At 69.0% G+C, this 16,571-nt stretch carries 18 protein-coding genes; 10 read left to right on the top strand and 8 right to left on the bottom strand.

The annotated features are described in order from the left end of the window. Positions 1-60 precede the first annotated feature (60 nt). From mdh to ABIE65_RS22790, 3 genes are all read right to left on the bottom strand, one after another. On the bottom strand, positions 61-1,020 hold the full coding sequence (mdh, locus tag ABIE65_RS22800) for a malate dehydrogenase (RefSeq protein WP_354080943.1): 960 nt from the start codon (positions 1,018-1,020) through the stop codon (positions 61-63). A gap of 117 nt (positions 1,021-1,137) precedes the next feature. Continuing rightward, positions 1,138-1,599: a DUF3237 domain-containing protein gene (locus tag ABIE65_RS22795; RefSeq protein WP_354080942.1), complete on the bottom strand. Its 462-nt coding sequence runs from the start codon at positions 1,597-1,599 to the stop codon at positions 1,138-1,140. A 147-nt stretch (positions 1,600-1,746) separates the two neighbouring features. After that, positions 1,747-2,211, bottom strand: a complete 465-nt coding sequence (locus ABIE65_RS22790) for an Hsp20 family protein (protein ID WP_354080940.1) — start codon at positions 2,209-2,211, stop codon at positions 1,747-1,749. A 332-nt stretch (positions 2,212-2,543) separates the two neighbouring features. On the opposite strand from ABIE65_RS22790, the gene ABIE65_RS22785 reads away from it, so the two are divergent. The 3 genes from ABIE65_RS22785 (at position 2,544) to ABIE65_RS22775 (ending at position 4,962) form a co-directional block, all read left to right on the top strand. Next, a complete protein-coding gene (locus ABIE65_RS22785; RefSeq protein ID WP_354080939.1) occupies positions 2,544-3,359 on the top strand; it encodes a DUF2927 domain-containing protein in 816 nt (271 codons plus the stop codon). An 80-nt stretch (positions 3,360-3,439) separates the two neighbouring features. Continuing rightward, positions 3,440-4,201 carry an enoyl-CoA hydratase/isomerase family protein gene (locus ABIE65_RS22780; protein ID WP_354080938.1) on the top strand — a complete coding sequence of 254 codons (762 nt, stop codon included), beginning with the start codon at positions 3,440-3,442 and terminating at the stop codon, positions 4,199-4,201. A gap of 11 nt (positions 4,202-4,212) precedes the next feature. Continuing rightward, a complete protein-coding gene (locus ABIE65_RS22775; protein ID WP_354080937.1) occupies positions 4,213-4,962 on the top strand; it encodes an SDR family NAD(P)-dependent oxidoreductase in 750 nt (249 codons plus the stop codon). Between the two features lie 7 nt (positions 4,963-4,969). Here ABIE65_RS22775 and ABIE65_RS22770 read toward each other — a convergent pair whose 3' ends face one another. Next, positions 4,970-6,220 carry an MFS transporter gene (locus ABIE65_RS22770; protein WP_354080935.1) on the bottom strand — a complete coding sequence of 417 codons (1,251 nt, stop codon included), beginning with the start codon at positions 6,218-6,220 and terminating at the stop codon, positions 4,970-4,972. Between the two features lie 193 nt (positions 6,221-6,413). On the opposite strand from ABIE65_RS22770, the gene ABIE65_RS22765 reads away from it, so the two are divergent. Further along, on the top strand, positions 6,414-6,968 hold the full coding sequence (locus tag ABIE65_RS22765) for a DUF488 domain-containing protein (protein ID WP_354080933.1): 555 nt from the start codon (positions 6,414-6,416) through the stop codon (positions 6,966-6,968). Here the strand turns inward: ABIE65_RS22765 and ABIE65_RS22760 are convergent. Continuing rightward, entirely contained in the window at positions 6,922-7,833 is a 912-nt protein-coding gene (locus ABIE65_RS22760; RefSeq protein WP_354080931.1) for an alpha/beta hydrolase, read from the bottom strand. The two genes, ABIE65_RS22765 and ABIE65_RS22760, sit on opposite strands and share 47 nt — an antisense overlap. Before the next feature lie 66 nt (positions 7,834-7,899). Continuing rightward, positions 7,900-8,805, bottom strand: coding sequence for a sugar ABC transporter substrate-binding protein (locus ABIE65_RS22755; RefSeq protein WP_354080929.1), 906 nt, complete (start codon positions 8,803-8,805; stop codon positions 7,900-7,902). A gap of 76 nt (positions 8,806-8,881) precedes the next feature. On the opposite strand from ABIE65_RS22755, the gene ABIE65_RS22750 reads away from it, so the two are divergent. The 6 genes from ABIE65_RS22750 to plsY all read left to right on the top strand — a co-directional run bounded on the left by ABIE65_RS22750 (position 8,882) and on the right by plsY (position 14,874). Further along, a complete protein-coding gene (locus ABIE65_RS22750) occupies positions 8,882-9,895 on the top strand; it encodes an NADP-dependent oxidoreductase (protein ID WP_354080927.1) in 1,014 nt (337 codons plus the stop codon). A gap of 4 nt (positions 9,896-9,899) precedes the next feature. Further along, the gene (locus tag ABIE65_RS22745) at positions 9,900-10,883 is read left to right on the top strand and encodes an aldo/keto reductase (protein ID WP_354080925.1); all 984 of its coding nucleotides are present in this window, start codon (positions 9,900-9,902) and stop codon (positions 10,881-10,883) included. 28 nt (positions 10,884-10,911) lie between these two features. Beyond that, a complete protein-coding gene (locus ABIE65_RS22740) occupies positions 10,912-11,724 on the top strand; it encodes an SDR family NAD(P)-dependent oxidoreductase (protein ID WP_354080923.1) in 813 nt (270 codons plus the stop codon). A 58-nt stretch (positions 11,725-11,782) separates the two neighbouring features. After that, the gene (locus ABIE65_RS22735) at positions 11,783-12,697 is read left to right on the top strand and encodes a DMT family transporter (RefSeq protein ID WP_354080921.1); all 915 of its coding nucleotides are present in this window, start codon (positions 11,783-11,785) and stop codon (positions 12,695-12,697) included. Between the two features lie 80 nt (positions 12,698-12,777). Further along, complete coding sequence (locus ABIE65_RS22730) at positions 12,778-13,692, top strand: SMP-30/gluconolactonase/LRE family protein (protein WP_354080920.1); 915 nt, start codon at positions 12,778-12,780, stop codon at positions 13,690-13,692. Between the two features lie 507 nt (positions 13,693-14,199). After that, on the top strand, positions 14,200-14,874 hold the full coding sequence (plsY, locus tag ABIE65_RS22725; RefSeq protein ID WP_354080918.1) for a glycerol-3-phosphate 1-O-acyltransferase PlsY: 675 nt from the start codon (positions 14,200-14,202) through the stop codon (positions 14,872-14,874). Positions 14,875-14,885: 11 nt separating this feature from the next. On the opposite strand, the gene ABIE65_RS22720 is transcribed toward plsY, so the two are convergent. Both ABIE65_RS22720 and ABIE65_RS22715 read right to left on the bottom strand, forming a co-directional pair. Beyond that, positions 14,886-15,521, bottom strand: a complete 636-nt coding sequence (locus tag ABIE65_RS22720; protein WP_354080916.1) for a LysE family translocator — start codon at positions 15,519-15,521, stop codon at positions 14,886-14,888. 66 nt (positions 15,522-15,587) lie between these two features. Then, entirely contained in the window at positions 15,588-16,496 is a 909-nt protein-coding gene (locus ABIE65_RS22715; RefSeq protein ID WP_354080914.1) for a hypothetical protein, read from the bottom strand. Positions 16,497-16,571: the final 75 nt, after the last annotated feature.

The following is a 16,571-nucleotide window of genomic DNA, read 5'->3' as shown; positions in this document are numbered from 1 at the left end:
TGCCGCCGGGGAGGGGCAGGCGGGGCGCCGGAACAGCCGGCGCCCGTCGCCCTCACGCGGTCAACCTTCCTCAAGCAATCGGCGGGCCACACCGACCAGTTCCTGGACAGCCGCGACCGACTTGTCGAACTCGGCCTTTTCGGTGGGCTGGAGCGGTATCTCGACCACCCGCTCCACGCCACCGGCGCCGATGATCACCGGCACGCCGACATAGAGGTCGTTGAGGCCGTACTCGCCGCTGAGCGCGGCCGCGCAGGGCAGGAGGCGCTTCTTGTCCTTCAGGTAGGATTCGGCCATCTGCACCGCGGAGGAGGCCGGCGCGTAGAAGGCGGAGCCGGTCTTCAGCAACTTCACGATCTCGGCGCCGCCGTCGCGGGTGCGCTGGATGATCGCGTCGATCTTTTCCTGCGTCGACCAGCCCATCTTGATCAGGTCGGGCACCGGGATGCCGGCGATGGTCGAATAGCGGATCAGCGGCACCATCGTATCGCCGTGGCCGCCCAGCACGAAGGCGTTCACATCCTCGACCGAGACGTTGAACTCCTCGGCTAGGAAGTAGCGGAAGCGCGCCGTATCGAGGACGCCGGCCATGCCGACGACCTTGTTCTTCGGAAGACCGGAGCATTCCTGCAGCATCGCCACCATCGCATCGAGCGGGTTGGTGATGCAGATGACGAAGGCGTCCGGGCAATTGGCCTTGATCCCCTCGCCCACCGACTTCATGACCTTCGTATTGATCGCGACGAGATCGTCGCGGCTCATACCCGGCTTGCGTGCCACGCCGGCGGTGACGATCACGACGTCCGCGCCCTTGATCGCCGCATAGTCGGCGGCGCCTTCGATCTTCGCGTCGAAGCCCTCGACCGGCGAGGATTCCGCGATGTCGAGCGCCTTGCCTTGGGGGACACCGTCGACGATGTCGAACAGGACGACGTCGCCGAGCTCCTTCAGCCCGATAAGATGCGCGAGGGTTCCGCCGATGTTGCCAGCCCCGACGAGGGCGATCTTGTTCCGAGCCATCTACTTCTCCTTGCGTCCCCCGAGCGCCGCGGCCCCGAGTCGGGCCGGGTCAATAGCGCGAAAAGCAGTGCCCGGCAACCGCGGGCGCCCCTGGTGGCATCACTATCGGTCCCGGTGTCAGAGCACCTCGTGCACGTCGTAGACCGGGCCCGACGGGACACGGCTGCCGACGCCGACGGCGACGATCCCATTCAACCAGCCATATGTTTCCGAACTGGTCTCGAAGAAGGGTGCCGTGCGGAAATAATAGAGCGAAGGGTCCACCGGCTCGCCGCGCCCCAGGCGGTCCATCACGTCGGCGGGGCCATGCCGCAGGCCACGATAGGTCATGTAGATGAGATGCGAGTCGTGCGTCTCCATGATCAGGCGCACGTCGAGCTGCAGGACACCGTCGCGCCGGAGCAGGAGCCAGTCGCCGCCGCCGGATAGGACCGTGCCGCGCAGCCGCTCGCCTTCGAAGGTACCGCCGGTGACCGCCGCGATCCGCCGGTCGCCGAACGGCGTCGGACCGAGCATCCTGATCTGCGGATCGACCATGAGCTTTATCGTGCAGAGCGGCTTCGACTTCAGCGGCTGCATGGCGCGTACTCCCCAAGAAGGTTTCTCGGGCGATCTTCCGCGCCAGCGACGCCGCGGACAAGGCCCTGCGACCCACACTGAAAATAGGCGGCGCCCGGTCGGGCGCCGCCCCCATACTCCAGCCGATGGCCGAAGGTGCCGTTCGGGTCAGGCTGCGTGCGAGATCTGCGCCGAGGTGTCGGCATCCGCACGGCGGACCGAGATCACACGAGGCTTCTTCGCCTCGGGCACCTCGCGCACGAGCTGGATGTCGAGCAGGCCGTTCTCCAGCGAAGCCCCGCTCACCTGAATGTGGTCGGCAAGCTGGAAGCGGTGCTCGAACGAACGGCTGGCGATCCCGCGGTGCAGGTAGCTGACCCCCTCGTCGTCGCTCTCCGCACGCCGGCCGCGGACGAGCAGGGTGTTCTCCTGCTGGACCAGCTCGACGTCAGCCTCGGTGAAGCCGGCGACCGCCATCGTGATCCGGTACTGGTCCTCACCGACCTTGGCGATGTTGTAGGGGGGATAGCCCTGGCCGCTGTCGGCACCCTGCAGGGCCGCGTCGAGGAGACGCGACACGCGGTCGAACCCGACGGTCGAACGGAAAAGGGGCGAGAAGTCGTAAGTACGCATGGATATCCTCCGTTGAGCGATACCGGCGCGTGGCTCTGGCATTCCGAATGGACATGCCGCCTTGCGCATCATCCGGCCGACCCACTTCGGTGGCACCGACCGTGACGACGATGTCGTGCCAGAATGTCACGCTTTCAAGAGGGTCGGACCGCACGCGCGAACGGCCTTGCGCCCCGCTTTCGCGATCCCGTAGCCTTTCCGTCATGGAGCGTCGTCTGAGGGGGTGGCGCTCCGGGGGACGAGGCTCGAAGAGGTCCGCCCCGAGGTAACAAGGTGCCCGCTGCAGAAGGCCCGGTAAGAAGTCATAAGGGATCGGGAGTCACACTGGGTAAATGCTGCCGTCACTCATGGATCACGGCTCCGCGCTACGCCGGGCCGTCCTTGCGATCGCCGTATGCCTGACAGCTTCCCTGGCTGGCATGCGCGCCGAAGCGCAACCGAACCTCGACGAGGTCGCGCGTCAGTTCGAGGCCGTCGCCTTCGGGCACGAGCACGGCAAGTCGGCCGGAATCGTCCAGAAGTGGAACGGCGACCTCCGCCTGGCTCTCTTCGCCGCACCCGGCTGGGACGTCCACCCGTATCTCAAGGCGATCGGCGGCCATATCCAGGCGATCGAGAGCCTGACGGGCATTCGCGTGCGGGCCGCCGATTCGGTCGACGGGGCGACCCTGCGCTTCGGCTTCTACCCGCGCGCCGATTTCGCGAAGATGCCCGGCCGCCGCGACGATCCGGAGTTCCGCCGCTGGGTCGAGACCAGCGCCTGCATCGCCCTGGCGATCGGCGGCCGCGAGGGCCGGGACCGAGGCGCCATCAAGTCGGGCGCGATCGCGATCGGGACTGACATTCCAGAAGCGCAGCGCCGGCACTGCATCCTCGAGGAGCTGGTTCAGGTGCTCGGGCTGGCCAACGACGCCTGCCACTATCGCCCCTCGCTGTTCTGCGAGAACGACCACGTCGTCGAGATGACCGACGCCGACGAGATGCTGCTGCGCGCGCTCTACGACCGGCGCATCCGGTCGGGCATGCCGCGCGAGGAGGCCCTGCCCATCATCCGCACCGTACTGAGCGAACTGATGGCCAAGCAGCAGGCACAGCAGGAGCCGAAGCCGGCGGTGGCGGTAGCGGCGGTAGCGGCCCGCCCCTACTAGTCCCCAAGGCGCCTGCCTATTGGAACGGCGGCGCGTTCGGGACAAGCTGGGACACCAGGATTCACGAGGACGGGTGAACGGTGTTCAGGCTGGAAGCGGATGGCCCCAAGGCCGTCATCACCCTCTCGCGCCCGCCGGTCAACGCGATCAACAATGCGTGGATCGCCGGCTTCGGGGCATTGCTCGACCGGCTCGACGCCGACGGTGAGATCGCCGTTCTTCATATCCGCAGCGACCAGCAGGTCTTCTGTGCCGGCGCGGATCTTCGGCAGGTCGAGGAACGCTTCGGCCTGGATGACGGCCATCTGCGCTTCTCCGAGGAGGTCGCCGCGTTCCAGCGGCTTTTCCGGCGGATCGAGACGCTGCCCTGCGTCACCGTCGCCGAGATCGGCGGCACAGCCATGGGCGGCGGCCTGGAGCTGACGCTCGCCTGCGACCTGCGCATCGCCGCCGAGGAGGCTTGGCTCGGCCTGCCGGAAGTGACCATCGGCCTCGTCCCCGGTGCCGGCGGCACGCAGCGTCTCACCCGTCTCTGCGGCAGGAGCGTCGCTTCCCGCATGATCCTCACCGGCGATCCCGTCCGCGGCAGCGAAGCGGTGGCGCTCGGCCTGGTCCAGTGGGCGGCGCCGCGCGATCGGGTTGCGGAGCAGGCCGAGAAGCTGGTGGCCCGCCTCGGCGGGCTGTCGCGCCCGGCGCTGCGCGCCTGCAAGAGCTGCATCGCCGAGGCGGCACGTCCGGGCGGCGAGGGCTTCGAGCGCGAGGTCGACGTGACGCGGGACCTGATCCGCACACCGGAGGCGCGCCGGCTGGTCGAAGCCTTCCTGAACAAGCGAAAGGGTTGAGGGAAACGACCATGATCGATCTGAAGGGCAAGACGGCGCTGGTCACCGGTGCGGCATCCGGCATAGGCCGCGCCACCGCGGAGACCCTGGCGGAGGCCGGCGCCCATGTGGTCGGAGCCGACCTGGACGAGGCGCGTCTGTCCGAGATGGTGAAGGCCGTCGACGCGGCCGGCGGCAGCGCCGAGGGGGTGGTGATGGACGTGACGTCCTGGGACGCCGTGAACGCCGTCGCCGCCGACGTCAACGGCCGCTATGGCCGGATGGACATCCTGGTGAACGTCGCCGGCTGGGACCGGATCGAACCCTTCATGCAGAACGACGAGGCGTTCATCGAGAAGATCGTCAGCCTGAACTATCTGGGGCAGGTCCGCGTCGCCAAGGCCTTCCTGCCGCCGATGATCGAGGCGCAGCAGGGCATGATCGTGAACGTCTCCTCCGACGCCGGCCGCGTCGGTTCGATGGGCGAGACAGTCTATGCCGGCGCCAAGGGCGGCGTCATCGCTTTCACCAAGAGTCTGGCGCGCGAGATGGCGCGCCACGGCATCTGCGTGAACTGCGTCTGCCCGGGCCCCACCGACACGCCGCTGTTCGCGGCCCAGCCGGACCGGATGCGCGAGGCGCTGCTGCGCGTCATCCCGTTCCGCCGCCTCGGCACGCCGCAGGACCTCGCAAACGCCATCCTGTTCTTCGCCAGTCCGCGCGCCAGCTACGTCACCGGGCAGGTGCTGTCGGTCAGCGGCGGCCTGACGATGAGCGGCTGACGCGCCCTCAGCCGTCGCCGGATCCCTCCGCCTCGGGCGACCGCGGATCCATACGCGCGCTGCCCGGGCTGGTCATCACCGGCATCGCAACGAACCGCTCCCGATCCTCAGGCTTCGGCGCGGCGCGGCGCGTCATGCGCCAGACCACGAAGCCGGCAAGGAACGCCGCGATGACCGCGGAATAAAGAAACAGGCCGCCCGGCCCGACCATCTCCATGAAGGCCGCCGCCATGAACGGCCCGGCCGCCGCACCGGCGGCCCAGGAGAGGAGCAGGCTGCTGGCCAGCGGCACCATCTCGTGCGGCTCGGCGAAGTCGCCGGCATGGGCAAGGCAGAGGGCGTAGATCGAGAGCGCACAGCCGCCCCACAGCACGGCGAGCGGGTAGAGAGCCTGCGGGAACGTGCCGCCGAGGAAGGCGATGGCGGCGGAAACGACGGCCACGACGAGCGAGGCGATCAGGATGACGATCCGGCGCTCGTAGCGGTCCGACAGCCAGCCGAGCGGCCACTGCATCACTAGGCTGCCGCTCTGCATGATCGCGACCAGGATCGCCGCCATCGCCGGCGACTGGCCGATCTCGACCACGTAGACAGGCGCCACGCCCAGGATCGCGCCGTTCACCAGCCCGGTCGCCACCGCTCCGACGATTCCCACTGGCGCGATCCGGTAGAGCTTGCGCAGGCTGAGCGTCATCAGTTCGGGCTGCGACGGCGTGGCACCGTGGGTCGAGGCAACCGGAATGAGCGAGAGCGAATAGCACGCTGCGGCGACGAGGAAGTAGACCGACGCGTCGGCGTTGCTGAAGGCGAGCAGCAGCTGTCCGCCGGCGAGCGCCACCTTGTTGGACAGCATGTAGAGGCTGAGCACCCGGCCGCGGAACTGGGACGGAGTCTGGGCGCTGATCCAGCTCTCGGCGATGGTGAACAGCCCGGCCGAGCAGAAGCCGGTGACGAGCCGCAGCGGCCCCCAGAGCCAGGGATCGACGGTGGCGGTGAACGCCATCGTCGCGACCGAAACCGCCGCCGCCAGCACAGCGAAGGCGCGGATATGACCGAGCGACCGGACCAGCCGCGGCGCGAAGATGCAGCCGACCAGAAAGCCCACCGAATGCGCGGTGACGACGAGGCCGATCACCGCCGCCGGATAGCCTTCGACACCGAGCTCGAGCGGCACCAGGATGCCGAGCCAGCCGTTGGAGACCTGCAGCAGGAAGGCGCCCGCCACGATCGCCACCAGCCCAAGGAACGCGCTGCCCATTCCGCCTCGCCGCGTGAGCCGGCCCGGCCCATCTGCCGAATGCGGATGCCGTTTGCCCGTCCATCCGGGTGTATTGGCTCGCCCCGCTGCCCGCAATCGGCAATTCACACAGTGCGGCGGATACCCGCTCGCCGCTGCATCCTGGGCACATCCCGATAGGGGCACCGGAGCCGTCGGACCGCGTTGATAGGGCATGACGATCTGGACAGTCGGCCATTCGAACCGGACACAGGCGGCGTTCCTGGCGCTGCTCGCGCAGTCGGGCATCGCGCTCGTCGCCGACGTGCGTGCGTTCCCCCGGTCGCGCACCAACCCGCAGTTCAATGCGGATGTGCTGGAGGCCGCACTGGCCGACGCCGGCATCGGTTACGTACACCTGCCGGACCTCGGTGGCCGCCGCGCCAGCCGCAAGGACGCGGCAGGCTCGCCCAATACGCTCTGGCGCGAACCGGGCTTCCGCAACTATGCCGACTATGCCCTGACGCCGCCGTTCCGGGCCGGCTTGGCCGAACTGATGCGGCTGGCCGGCGAACGGCGGACGGTGGTGATGTGCGCCGAAGCCGTGTGGTGGCGCTGCCATCGCCGTCTGATCGCGGACTACCTGCTGGCAGCAGACGTCGCTGTGATGCACATCCTGAGCGAAGACAGGGTCGAGGCCGCGGCGCTGAGCAAGGGTGCGCGCGTCGCCGATGACGGCCGGATCACCTATCCGGGACCGCAGGGCGATCTGTTCGCGCCCCCGGTTTGACGGGATCGGCGGCGACACGATCGGCGGCAATAGTCCGGCGGAAGAAGCGGTCCATGTCGTCCAGCACCGGCGCCAGGTGCCGCAACGGCGCCGCCAGCGCGCCCACGATGGCGATGTGGCCGACCCGGTCATAGACCTTCACCTCTGCCGTGCCGCCCTTCTGGCGGATCCGTTCGGCGAGGCGGGTGCTGTTCGCAGGATCGACGGTGGTGTCGCCGCCGCCGGTGACCAGCAGCATCGGCGGGCCACTGCCGTCGACATAGTTGATCGGCTGCGTACGCGGCCGCTCCTTCTCCGGCCCGAAGATGATCTTCAGATCCTCATCCTGGAGCGGAAGAAAGTCGTAGGGCCCGGCGAGTCCCGCGACGGCCGCGAGGGCCGCCGGCGACGCCCCCTGCGCCTCCAGCCAGCGCCGGTCGAGCGCCAGCATCGCCGCGTTGTAGGCGCCCGCCGAATGCCCGGCGAGCAGCAGCGGCCCGCGCGAGGGGGCGTTCTCCCGCGCCCAGGCGACCGCCGCGGCACCGTCGTCGAGAAAGTCGGGCCAGAGCACTTCCGGATAGATCCGGTAGTCCGGGATCACCGTCACATAGCCGCGGGCAGCGAAGGCCTGGCCGACGAAGCGGTACATCGCGCGGTCGCCGGAATCCCAGCCGCCGCCATAGAGGAAGACGAGGACGGGTGCGTCAGGACCGGCGTCGTCCGGCATGTAGAGGTCGAGGCGCCGCCGCGGCCCTTCGCTGTAGCCGATGCCCCGCTCGACCGTATAGCCCGAGCGTGGCGTCAGGGCGTTTACGAAGGCGGAGCCCGAACAGGCGACGAGAAGCTTCAGCACGAGCAGGAGACCGATGATGCGGAGGATGGGCATGACCGCGCTGGAAGTAGGCCATGCGGGCGCAAAGGAAACCTGCCGGAGGCGGATAGCGCGGCCGGCTCAATGGGGAACGGCCGTCTCCCAGGGTGGCGTCCGGCGCGCTTCGTAGGGCACGTCCCATGCGGCACAGTTCGCGGCGTCGACGATCGCGACCGGCAGCATGATCTCCCGCTGCAGGCGCTCGCCCCGCAGATGGCGCAGCACGGCCTCGGCCGCGATGGAGGCGATCGACATGGCGTCGTAGGCCGCCGTCGCCAGCAGGTCGCCCGCCCGGATCGCCGTCACCGCCGCCGGTATGGCGTTCACGCCGACGACCGGCGCCCGGCGGCCGGCCGCCTTCAGCGCGTCGATGACGCCGAGGGCGCTCTGGTCGTTGGCGGCGAAGACGGCATCGAACCGGGCGCCCTCGGCCAGCACCCGCTCCATCGCCGCCCGGCCCGGCTCGCGCTGATAGTCGCCGCGGACAACGCCGGCAATGCGAATGCCGGGATGCTGCGCGACGGAGGCGCGGAAGCCGCGCTCGCGGTCGTGGGTCGTCGAGGAATTGGGATGGCCGCCGACCAGCAGCACGTCGCCACGGCCGCCCAGGTGATCGAAGAGGTATATCGCGATGCCGAAGGCGACGGCCTCGTCGTCCGCACCGACGTGGCAGAGCACCTGCGGATCCTCCGCCCGGCTGACCGCCGTCACGACCGGGATGCCGGCGGCGTGGACCTTCGCAAGGGCCGGGAGCAGTGCCGTCGGGTGGGCGGGGATCATCACCACCGCATCTGGCCGCTCCGCCAGGGCCGTATCGACCAGCGCGATCTGCTGATCCACGTCGTCGGGGATCGTCGGCACGAAATGCCGCGCCCGCCCGCCGAACCGCGCCGCCACCCGATCAGCCCCGGCGCGTGCACCGTCATAGGCGGGATTCGTCAGGTTCTTGGTGAACACCGCGACCAGCGGTCCGCCGACTGCGCTCATGGGGGTCCCTCCCGTACTCTTGTGATTTGCCTCTAGACTAGCGCCCAAGGAAGCCGAGGGACGAGGGAGGATCCGCATGACGCTGATGAACAGGCGCGTCACGCTGAAGGAGCGGCCAACGGGGCTGGCTGGGCCGGAGCATTTCGCGATGGACGAGCAGCCCGTCCGGGCGCCCGCCGAGGGCGAAGTGCTGATCGAGACGCTGCTGCTGTCGGTCGATCCGGCGATGCGGGTCTGGATCAGCGAGAATCCCGGCTATGTCGAGCCGGTGCTGCCCGGCGAGGTGATGCGGGCTGGCGGCATCGGCCGCGTGCTGGAGTCGCGCTCGCCGACCGTCCGGCCCGGCGACCTCGTCCAGGCGCGGCTCGGCTGGCAGACCCACACGACGCTGCCGGGCAGCGTGCTCCAAAGGCTCGACCCGGCGCTGGGGTCGGCGCTCGACTGGATCGGGCCGCTCGGCGGCACCGCCCTCACCGCCTATTTCGGCATCCTCGACGTGGGTGCGGCCAAGGCGGGCGAGACGGTTCTGGTCTCGGCGGCATCGGGCGGCGTCGGTCAGATGGCCGGCCAGATCGCCAAGCTGGCCGGCTGCCGCGTCGTCGGCACGGCGGGCGGTCCCGAGAAATGCGCCTTCGTCACCCGCGAACTCGGCTTCGACGAGGCCATCGACTACAAGGCCGAGCCCGACATCAAGGCCGCCATCCGGCGCACCTGCCCCGACGGCATCGACGTCTATTTCGACAATGTCGGCGGGCCGACGCTGGACGCCGCGCTGGGCGCCATCCGGCTGCGCGGCCGGATCGCCGTCTGCGGGCGCATCTCGCAGACCGCCACCGCCGAGGTCTACGGCATACGCAACATGGGCGTGCTGATCGGCAAGCGGGCGCGGATCGAAGGCTTCCTGGTCTTCGACTATGCCGATCGCTACGACGAGGCGCGGCGCTGGCTCTCCGGGCACCTGAAGGCGGGACGCCTGAAGCAGCGCCTGCACGTCCTCGACGGTCTGGAGCGCGCGCCGGAGGGCCTGACCATGCTGTTCCGGGGCGGGAACACCGGCAAACTGGTCGTCCGCGTCGCGAAAGAGGATTGAGCCCATGCACAAGCGCCCCTTCGGCCGAACCGGCATGGAGATCCCCGAACTGGTGCTCGGTGGCGGCATCGTCGGCGGGATCCTGATCCTCGCCGACGAGGACACTCGCCGCACCGCCCTGGAACGGACCGTCGCCGCCGGGATCGACTGGATCGACACGGCCGCCCAATACGGCAACGGCGTCTCCGAGGAGACGATCGGCCGCCACCTGCCGACGCTCCACCCGCGGCCGCGAATCTCGACCAAGTTCCGCCTGAAGCCCGCCGACCTGTTCGACATCCGGGGCGCGGTCGAACGCTGCCTGGAGGCCAGCCTGAAACGGCTCGACCTGGAGCGGATCGAGCTGTTCCAGCTGCACAACCAACTGGGCGGCGGCGACCCGAACCGGGCGATGCCGGTAGAGCACGTCCTGCGCAAGGAGGGGGTGGCCGATGCGCTCGACGCGCTGAAGGCGCGCGGCTTGATCGCGGCATCCGGCTTCACCGCGCTGGGCGAGACGCATGCGCTGATGCAGGTCGCGAACAGCGGCCGGTTCGATTCGGCGCAGGTCTACTACAACATGCTGAACCCGAGCGCCGCCTGGACCAGGGCGCCGGCGGGGTGGCCGGCGCAGGATTTCTCCGGCCTGATCGCCGCGTGCAAACGGCACGGCACGGCGATCATGAACATCCGCGCCATGGCCGGCGGCGCGCTGGCGAGCCCGGAGCGGCACGGCCGCGAGGTGGTGATCGCGTCGGGTGCCGAACTGGACCGCGACTTCGCCCGGGCCGCCGCCGTGCGGGAGGCGCTGGGTGCGGATTTCGGGACGCCGGCCCAGACGGCGATCCGCTTCGCACTCGCCAACCCCGACATCGCCTGCATCGACTTCGGCATCGCCACCCTGGCCCATCTGGACGAGGCGCTGGCGGCCTACGCCCTGGGGCCGCTGCCCGACGAGGCGATCCGGCGGCTCGAACCGCTGTGGGCGAGCGATTTCGGCCTCGCCTGACCGACCCGAAGAAACCAGGAGGACGCGCATGATGGACAAGGACCAGGACGATTCCGGCCTCGCCGGCAAGGTGGCGATCATCGCCGGCGGCGGTGCCGCGGGCGACGGCGTGGGCAACGGCCGCGCGGCGGCGATCCTGCTGGCGCGGTCGGGGACGAAGGTGCTGGTCGTCGACCGCGAGCTCGCCCTGGCCGAAGCGACCGCCGCGATCATCAGGGCCGAGGGCGGCGAGGCGGCGGCGCACGCCACCGACGTCACCAGCGAATCCCAGTGCAGCGCCATGGTCACGGCGGCCCTCGATCATTTCGGGCGGCTCGACTATCTCGACAACAATGTCGGCATCGGCAGCCGCGGCAGCGTCGTCGACGAGCCGGCCGAGACCTGGCGCCGGGTCATGCAGGTCAACGTCGAGACCATGTTCCTGACCTCGAAATATGCGATCCCGGCGATGATCCGCACCGGCGGCGGCGCCATCGTCAACGTCTCCTCGATCTCCGCCCTCCGGCCGCGCGGCCTGACCTCCTACACCACATCGAAGGGGGCGGTGATCGCGCTGACTCGGGCGATGGCGGTCGATCACGGCCGCGACGGCATCCGGGTCAACTGCGTGGCGCCGGGGCCGATGTACACGCCAATGGTCTATGCCCGCGGCATGACCGATGCGGCGCGCGACCAGCGCCGCAAGGCTTCCGTGCTGAAGATCGAGGGCAGCGGCTGGGATGTCGGGCAAGCGGTACGGTTCCTGCTTTCCGATCGGGCGCGGTACATCACCGGCCAGACCCTGGTGGTCGACGGCGGCGTGACGATCCAGGCGCCGGAGCGGGAATCGCAGGAGCATTGAGCATCATCACCATCTTACCTTCCCGGCCGGATAGCGGGCGGGACGCCCGCGCTCCGGCATGAGCGAACGGCTGGGCTACATGCTGCTGGCCGTCGTCTGGATGTGCTGGGGGCTGAGCTATCCCGCGACCGCCATCGCGCTCGGCTCGATGGACGTCTGGACCAGCCGGGTGCTGGTCATGCCGATCTCCGGCGCAGCGCTGCTGCTGGTCGTCGTGCTGCAGGGCGGCAGCCTGCGGATCCCGCGGATCTACTGGCGCGACATGGCGATCCTGGCGGTCGCGAACATGTCGATCTTCCAGATCTGCATGACCTCCGGCGTGGCGCTGATGAGCCCGGGGCGGACGGCGGTGATCATCTACACCATGCCGATCTGGGCGACCTTCTTCGCCGTCTTCCTGCTGGGCGAGCGGGTGAAGTGGCCGCACGTCGCAGGCCTGTGCCTGGGCGTCTCCGGCCTCGCCCTGCTGATGAGCCAGGACTTGTCGAACCTGACCAACGCGCCGCTGGGTGCCGCCCTCACTCTGTGCGCCTCGATCTCCTTCGCCTTCGGCACCGTCTGGATGAAGCGGCGCACCTGGCATGTCGACCTGACGGCGTTCGGCGGCTGGCAGATCCTGGTCGGCTGGCTGCCCATCGGCGTGATCTGGCTGTTCGTGTCGCCGGAGCACGCCTTCGCCCGCGTCGACACGCCGGGCTGGCTCGCGATCGCCTACCTCGCCTTCTGCGCCAACGCCCTCGCCTACTTCGCCTGGTTCCGGGTGGTGACGATCTTCCCGGCCACGGTCTCCGGCATCGGCACGCTGGTGGTGCCGTGCATCGGCGTGCTGAGCAGCGCGCTGGTCGTCGGCGAGATGCTCGGCTGGCGCGACTTCGCCGCACTGGGCCTGATCTGCTCGGCGCTGGCCCTGGTCGTCCTGGTCCCGGCCTACCGCAACCACCGCACCGCCGCGAAGGCGCGCCGGGCAGCCTGACGCCCTCGTCTTGTCGACCGGCCCGGCGGCCGTCAGGATCGCGCCACGGCATGTGCCCAATCAACGACGACGAGGAAACGATGCGCGAAATCGCGAGCGACCTGAAGTTCCCCGAGGGGCCCGTGGCCATGGCCGACGGGTCGGTGGTGCTGGTCGAGATCGCCGCCGGCGCCCTGACGCGGGTGATGCCGGACGGCACGAAGCAGGTCGTCGCGACGCCGGGCGGCGGGCCGAACGGGGCCGCCATCGGACCCGACGGCAAGTGCTACGTCTGCAACAATGGCGGCTTCAAGTGGCACGAGGAAACGGGCCAGCGCCGGCCGATCCTGCAGGCCGAGGACTATAGCGGCGGCCGCATCGAGCGCATCGACCTCGAGACCGGCGCGGTCGAGGTGCTCTACACCGGGGCCGGCGACGTGAAGCTGCGCGGGCCGAACGACATCGTCTTCGACGCGCATGGCGGCTTCTGGTTCAGCGACCTGGGCAAGACCCGCGCCCGCGACTGGGACCGCAGCGGCGTGTGGTATGCCAAGGCCGACGGCAGCCTGATCAAGGAAGTCGCCTTCCCGATGGTCACGGCGAACGGCGTCGGCCTGTCGCCCGCGGGCGACCGCCTCTATGCGGCCGAGACGCAGACCGGCCGGCTCTGGGCCTTCGAGATCACCGGCCCCGGCGAGATCCGCCGCGACCCCTGGCCCTCGCCCAACGGCGGGCGCGTGCTGGCCAGCGTGCCGGGCTACCAGAATTTCGACTCGCTGGCGGTCGACGCCGACGGCAACATCTGCGTCGCCACCCTGTTCAGCGGCGGCATCACCGTGATCTCCCCCGACGGCGAGATCCTGGACTTCGTGAAGATGCCCGACCCCTACACCACCAACATCTGCTTCGGCGGGCCGGACCTGAAGACGGCGTTCATCACGCTGTCGATGACCGGCAAGCTGGTCGCGGTGGAGTGGAAGCGGGCCGGCCTGAAGCTGAACTATCAGGAGGTCTGAGGGCGCCCCTCCCCTTCCCTTCTTGCCGTCATTGCGAGCGAAGCGAAGCAACCCAGGGCCGCAGCCCGGGCGGTCGGCGTCGGAGCGCCGGCCCTGGGTTGCTTCGGCGCTGCGCGCCTCGCAATGACGGAGTGGGAGGCGGGGGCGAGCATGGGGTTTCCTTCCCTTTTCATGGGGTGGGGCCCCGCCTGTGCAACAGTGTGGAACACATTTCGCCGAATGTTGCACAGAGCGTCGGCTGGCGATGGTGTTTCATTCCTTTTCGTGGGGGTCCTGTCCGGCCCCTACGGGTTCGGGGTTCGACGGCGTTCACGATGTCCGACAGCGGCCGGCGCCGGGCCGGATGAAGGCATATGGTCCTAGGAGCGCCAGCCGGCAACGGCGCGCGCGCCGCGGCGGCGTCGGTGCGTTGCGAAAAATTCACGCGGTGCCGGTTGCCGTACCCGTACGCATCGGCCGATGTTTTCGATCGCGAACATCGCCGAGAGGAACCCCCGAAAGGAACCCATGGTCTTCTGGATCGCCAACCTGCTGGGGCTGGGGGTGGCCTATCTCCTCGGCTCGCTGCCCACGGGCTATCTGGCGGGGCGGCTGCTGCGCGGCATCGACATCCGCCGGCACGGCTCCGGCTCGACCGGGGCGACCAACGTGCTGCGCGCCGTGGGCAAGGGGCCGGCGCTGCTGGTGCTCGCGGTCGATGCGCTGAAGGGGGCGGCGGCGGTGGGGCTCGCCGTCTGGCTCCAGCCGCGGGTCCAGGGATTCGCGCCCGCCGCACCGTTCGACCCGGCCCTCTGGCTGCCCTGGGCCGTCTGCCTGTACGGGCTCGCCGCCCTGCTCGGGCACAGCCGGTCGGTCTGGCTGAACTTCACCGGCGGCAAGTCCGCGGCGACCGGCCTGGGCGTGCTGCTCGCCATGTCCTGGCCGGTCGGCCTGGGCGCGGCGGCGGCCTTCGCCACCGTGCTGGCACTCTCCCGCATCGTCTCCCTCGGCTCGATGCTCGCCGCGGCGACGGCGATCGGCCTCGTCTGCGCCCTGGAACAGCCCCTGCCCTATCGCCTGCTGGTGATCGCCGGCGGCCTCTACGTCGTCTGGCTGCACCGCACCAACATCGCCCGCCTGCGCGCCGGGACCGAGCCGCGCCTGGGCCGGGGCGGCGAGAACCGGCGTTCGCCGGACCGCTGACGGCTCGCCCCCTAGCGGCTGGCGGTCGTCAGCGCGGCGCCGATGCCGACGAAGGTGACGCCGGCACCGCGGTTGAACCAGCGGCCGTGGCGGCCGAGCCAGGGGGCGATCCGCTGCGCCATCGCCGCCAGCAGCAGCTCGTACACGAACTCCACCGCCACGAAGGTGCCGCCGAACACGGCCAGCTGCATCGCGAACGGCGTGCCCGGCACCATGAACTGCGGGAGGAACGCCGCGAAGAAGATCAGCGCCTTGGGGTTGCTGACCGCCACCATGAACCCCTCCCCAAACAGCCGGGGACGCCCGGCGGCGGGTAGAAGGGGGGCCGGTGTTGCGGTGGCGGCGGACAGGGTCGCGAAGGGCGGCGGCGCCCGCCACACCCGCACGCCCAGCCAGACCAGATAGGCGGCCCCCGCCCACTTCGCGATCGTGAACGCCCGCTCCGACGCGGCCAGCAGCGTCCCCATCCCGGCCAGCGACACCGCGATCAGCAGGAAGAACCCCACCGCCCCGCCCAGCACCGTCCACACCGTCGCCCGCAACCCGAAACAGGCCCCGTGCGTCAACGACAGCAACCCGTTCGGCCCCGGCGTGAGCGACAGGCCGACGGCGGCGAGGAGGTAGAGGAGCCAGAGATCGAGGGTCATGGGGTGCCTAGAGAGGGAAGGACGAACGGGCCTCGCCGAAGACCACAGGTCTCCGAATTCACGGCATCACTCGAAGCTTTGTTCGCCGTCGCGGTCGTTCTTGCGCTCTTGCTCGATCCAATGATCCAACTTGGGCAGGAGATCCTCAACCCACTCGCGGACAACGGCATGCGAGCTGTCGCACAATGCCATAAGCTGCGCCTTACGTTGCGTCAAAATGTCGGCTAGCGACCCACTCCAGGTGACCGGATGCAGGCGTGTCCAGAGGTCCCCTAGAAAAGCACGCTTGTCCGGGGCACTATCGAGCAACATCAGGAAGAGCGGCGACATGCCGTTTTCATCATTCTCGCTCTTGCCTCCGAATGTAGAGATGACCCGGCTCAACACGGGATAGCGCTCAGCAGGGTCTTTATCCGCCCAATGCCGCAGCACCTCTGGATCCATTTTCTCAATCGGGGTCTTGGAATCTAGCTCGGGCCGGAACAGCCCGCGATTTGTGGACACGGCCGTCGGCAACAGCAATAGATCGAGCGCTGCGCCCGGCTGAGCTTTGAATAAGCCCTTGAGCACCCCCCTAAGTTCATGGCGCGAAAGATAGGTCATTTCCGCCTTCGCGCGAATCTGCAGACAGATATCGCGCGCTGTTTCCTCGCCATCTGCGCCCGTGCAGCAAATGCGAATAATCATACCTAGAGTGTAGTCGCGGTACGTTTCTGTTTTACTAAAGTCTACTCGGCGCAGCAGGGTGCGCCCCACATCAATCATCGAAGGGTGTCGGGGGCGTCCGGTTTGACGATCACGGTAGAAGTGCATGTGCAGGATATCGAGCGCGGTCGCAACGCCATCAGCCAGATCGGCGATATCGAGCAAGAGCGACCCGAGCGATTCCGGAGGAGCGTCGCCGACGACACCATTGGCGATGTTCCGAAAATCGAGCGCATCAACGGCGCCCCTTCTAGAGCGTTTTCCGATCAATCTGCGTCATAGCCTGCTTTGGCGAAGTAATTCGCGCATTCGGCGGGCGAGTAGAGGTCGACGATGCGGCCGATG

This window comes from Constrictibacter sp. MBR-5, assembly GCF_040549485.1.
In the GTDB taxonomy this organism is placed as follows: Bacteria; Pseudomonadota; Alphaproteobacteria; order JAJUGE01; family JAJUGE01; genus Constrictibacter.
The sequence above is the reverse complement of the archived record's forward strand: the minus strand, read 5'-3'. Positions and strand labels throughout refer to the sequence as shown.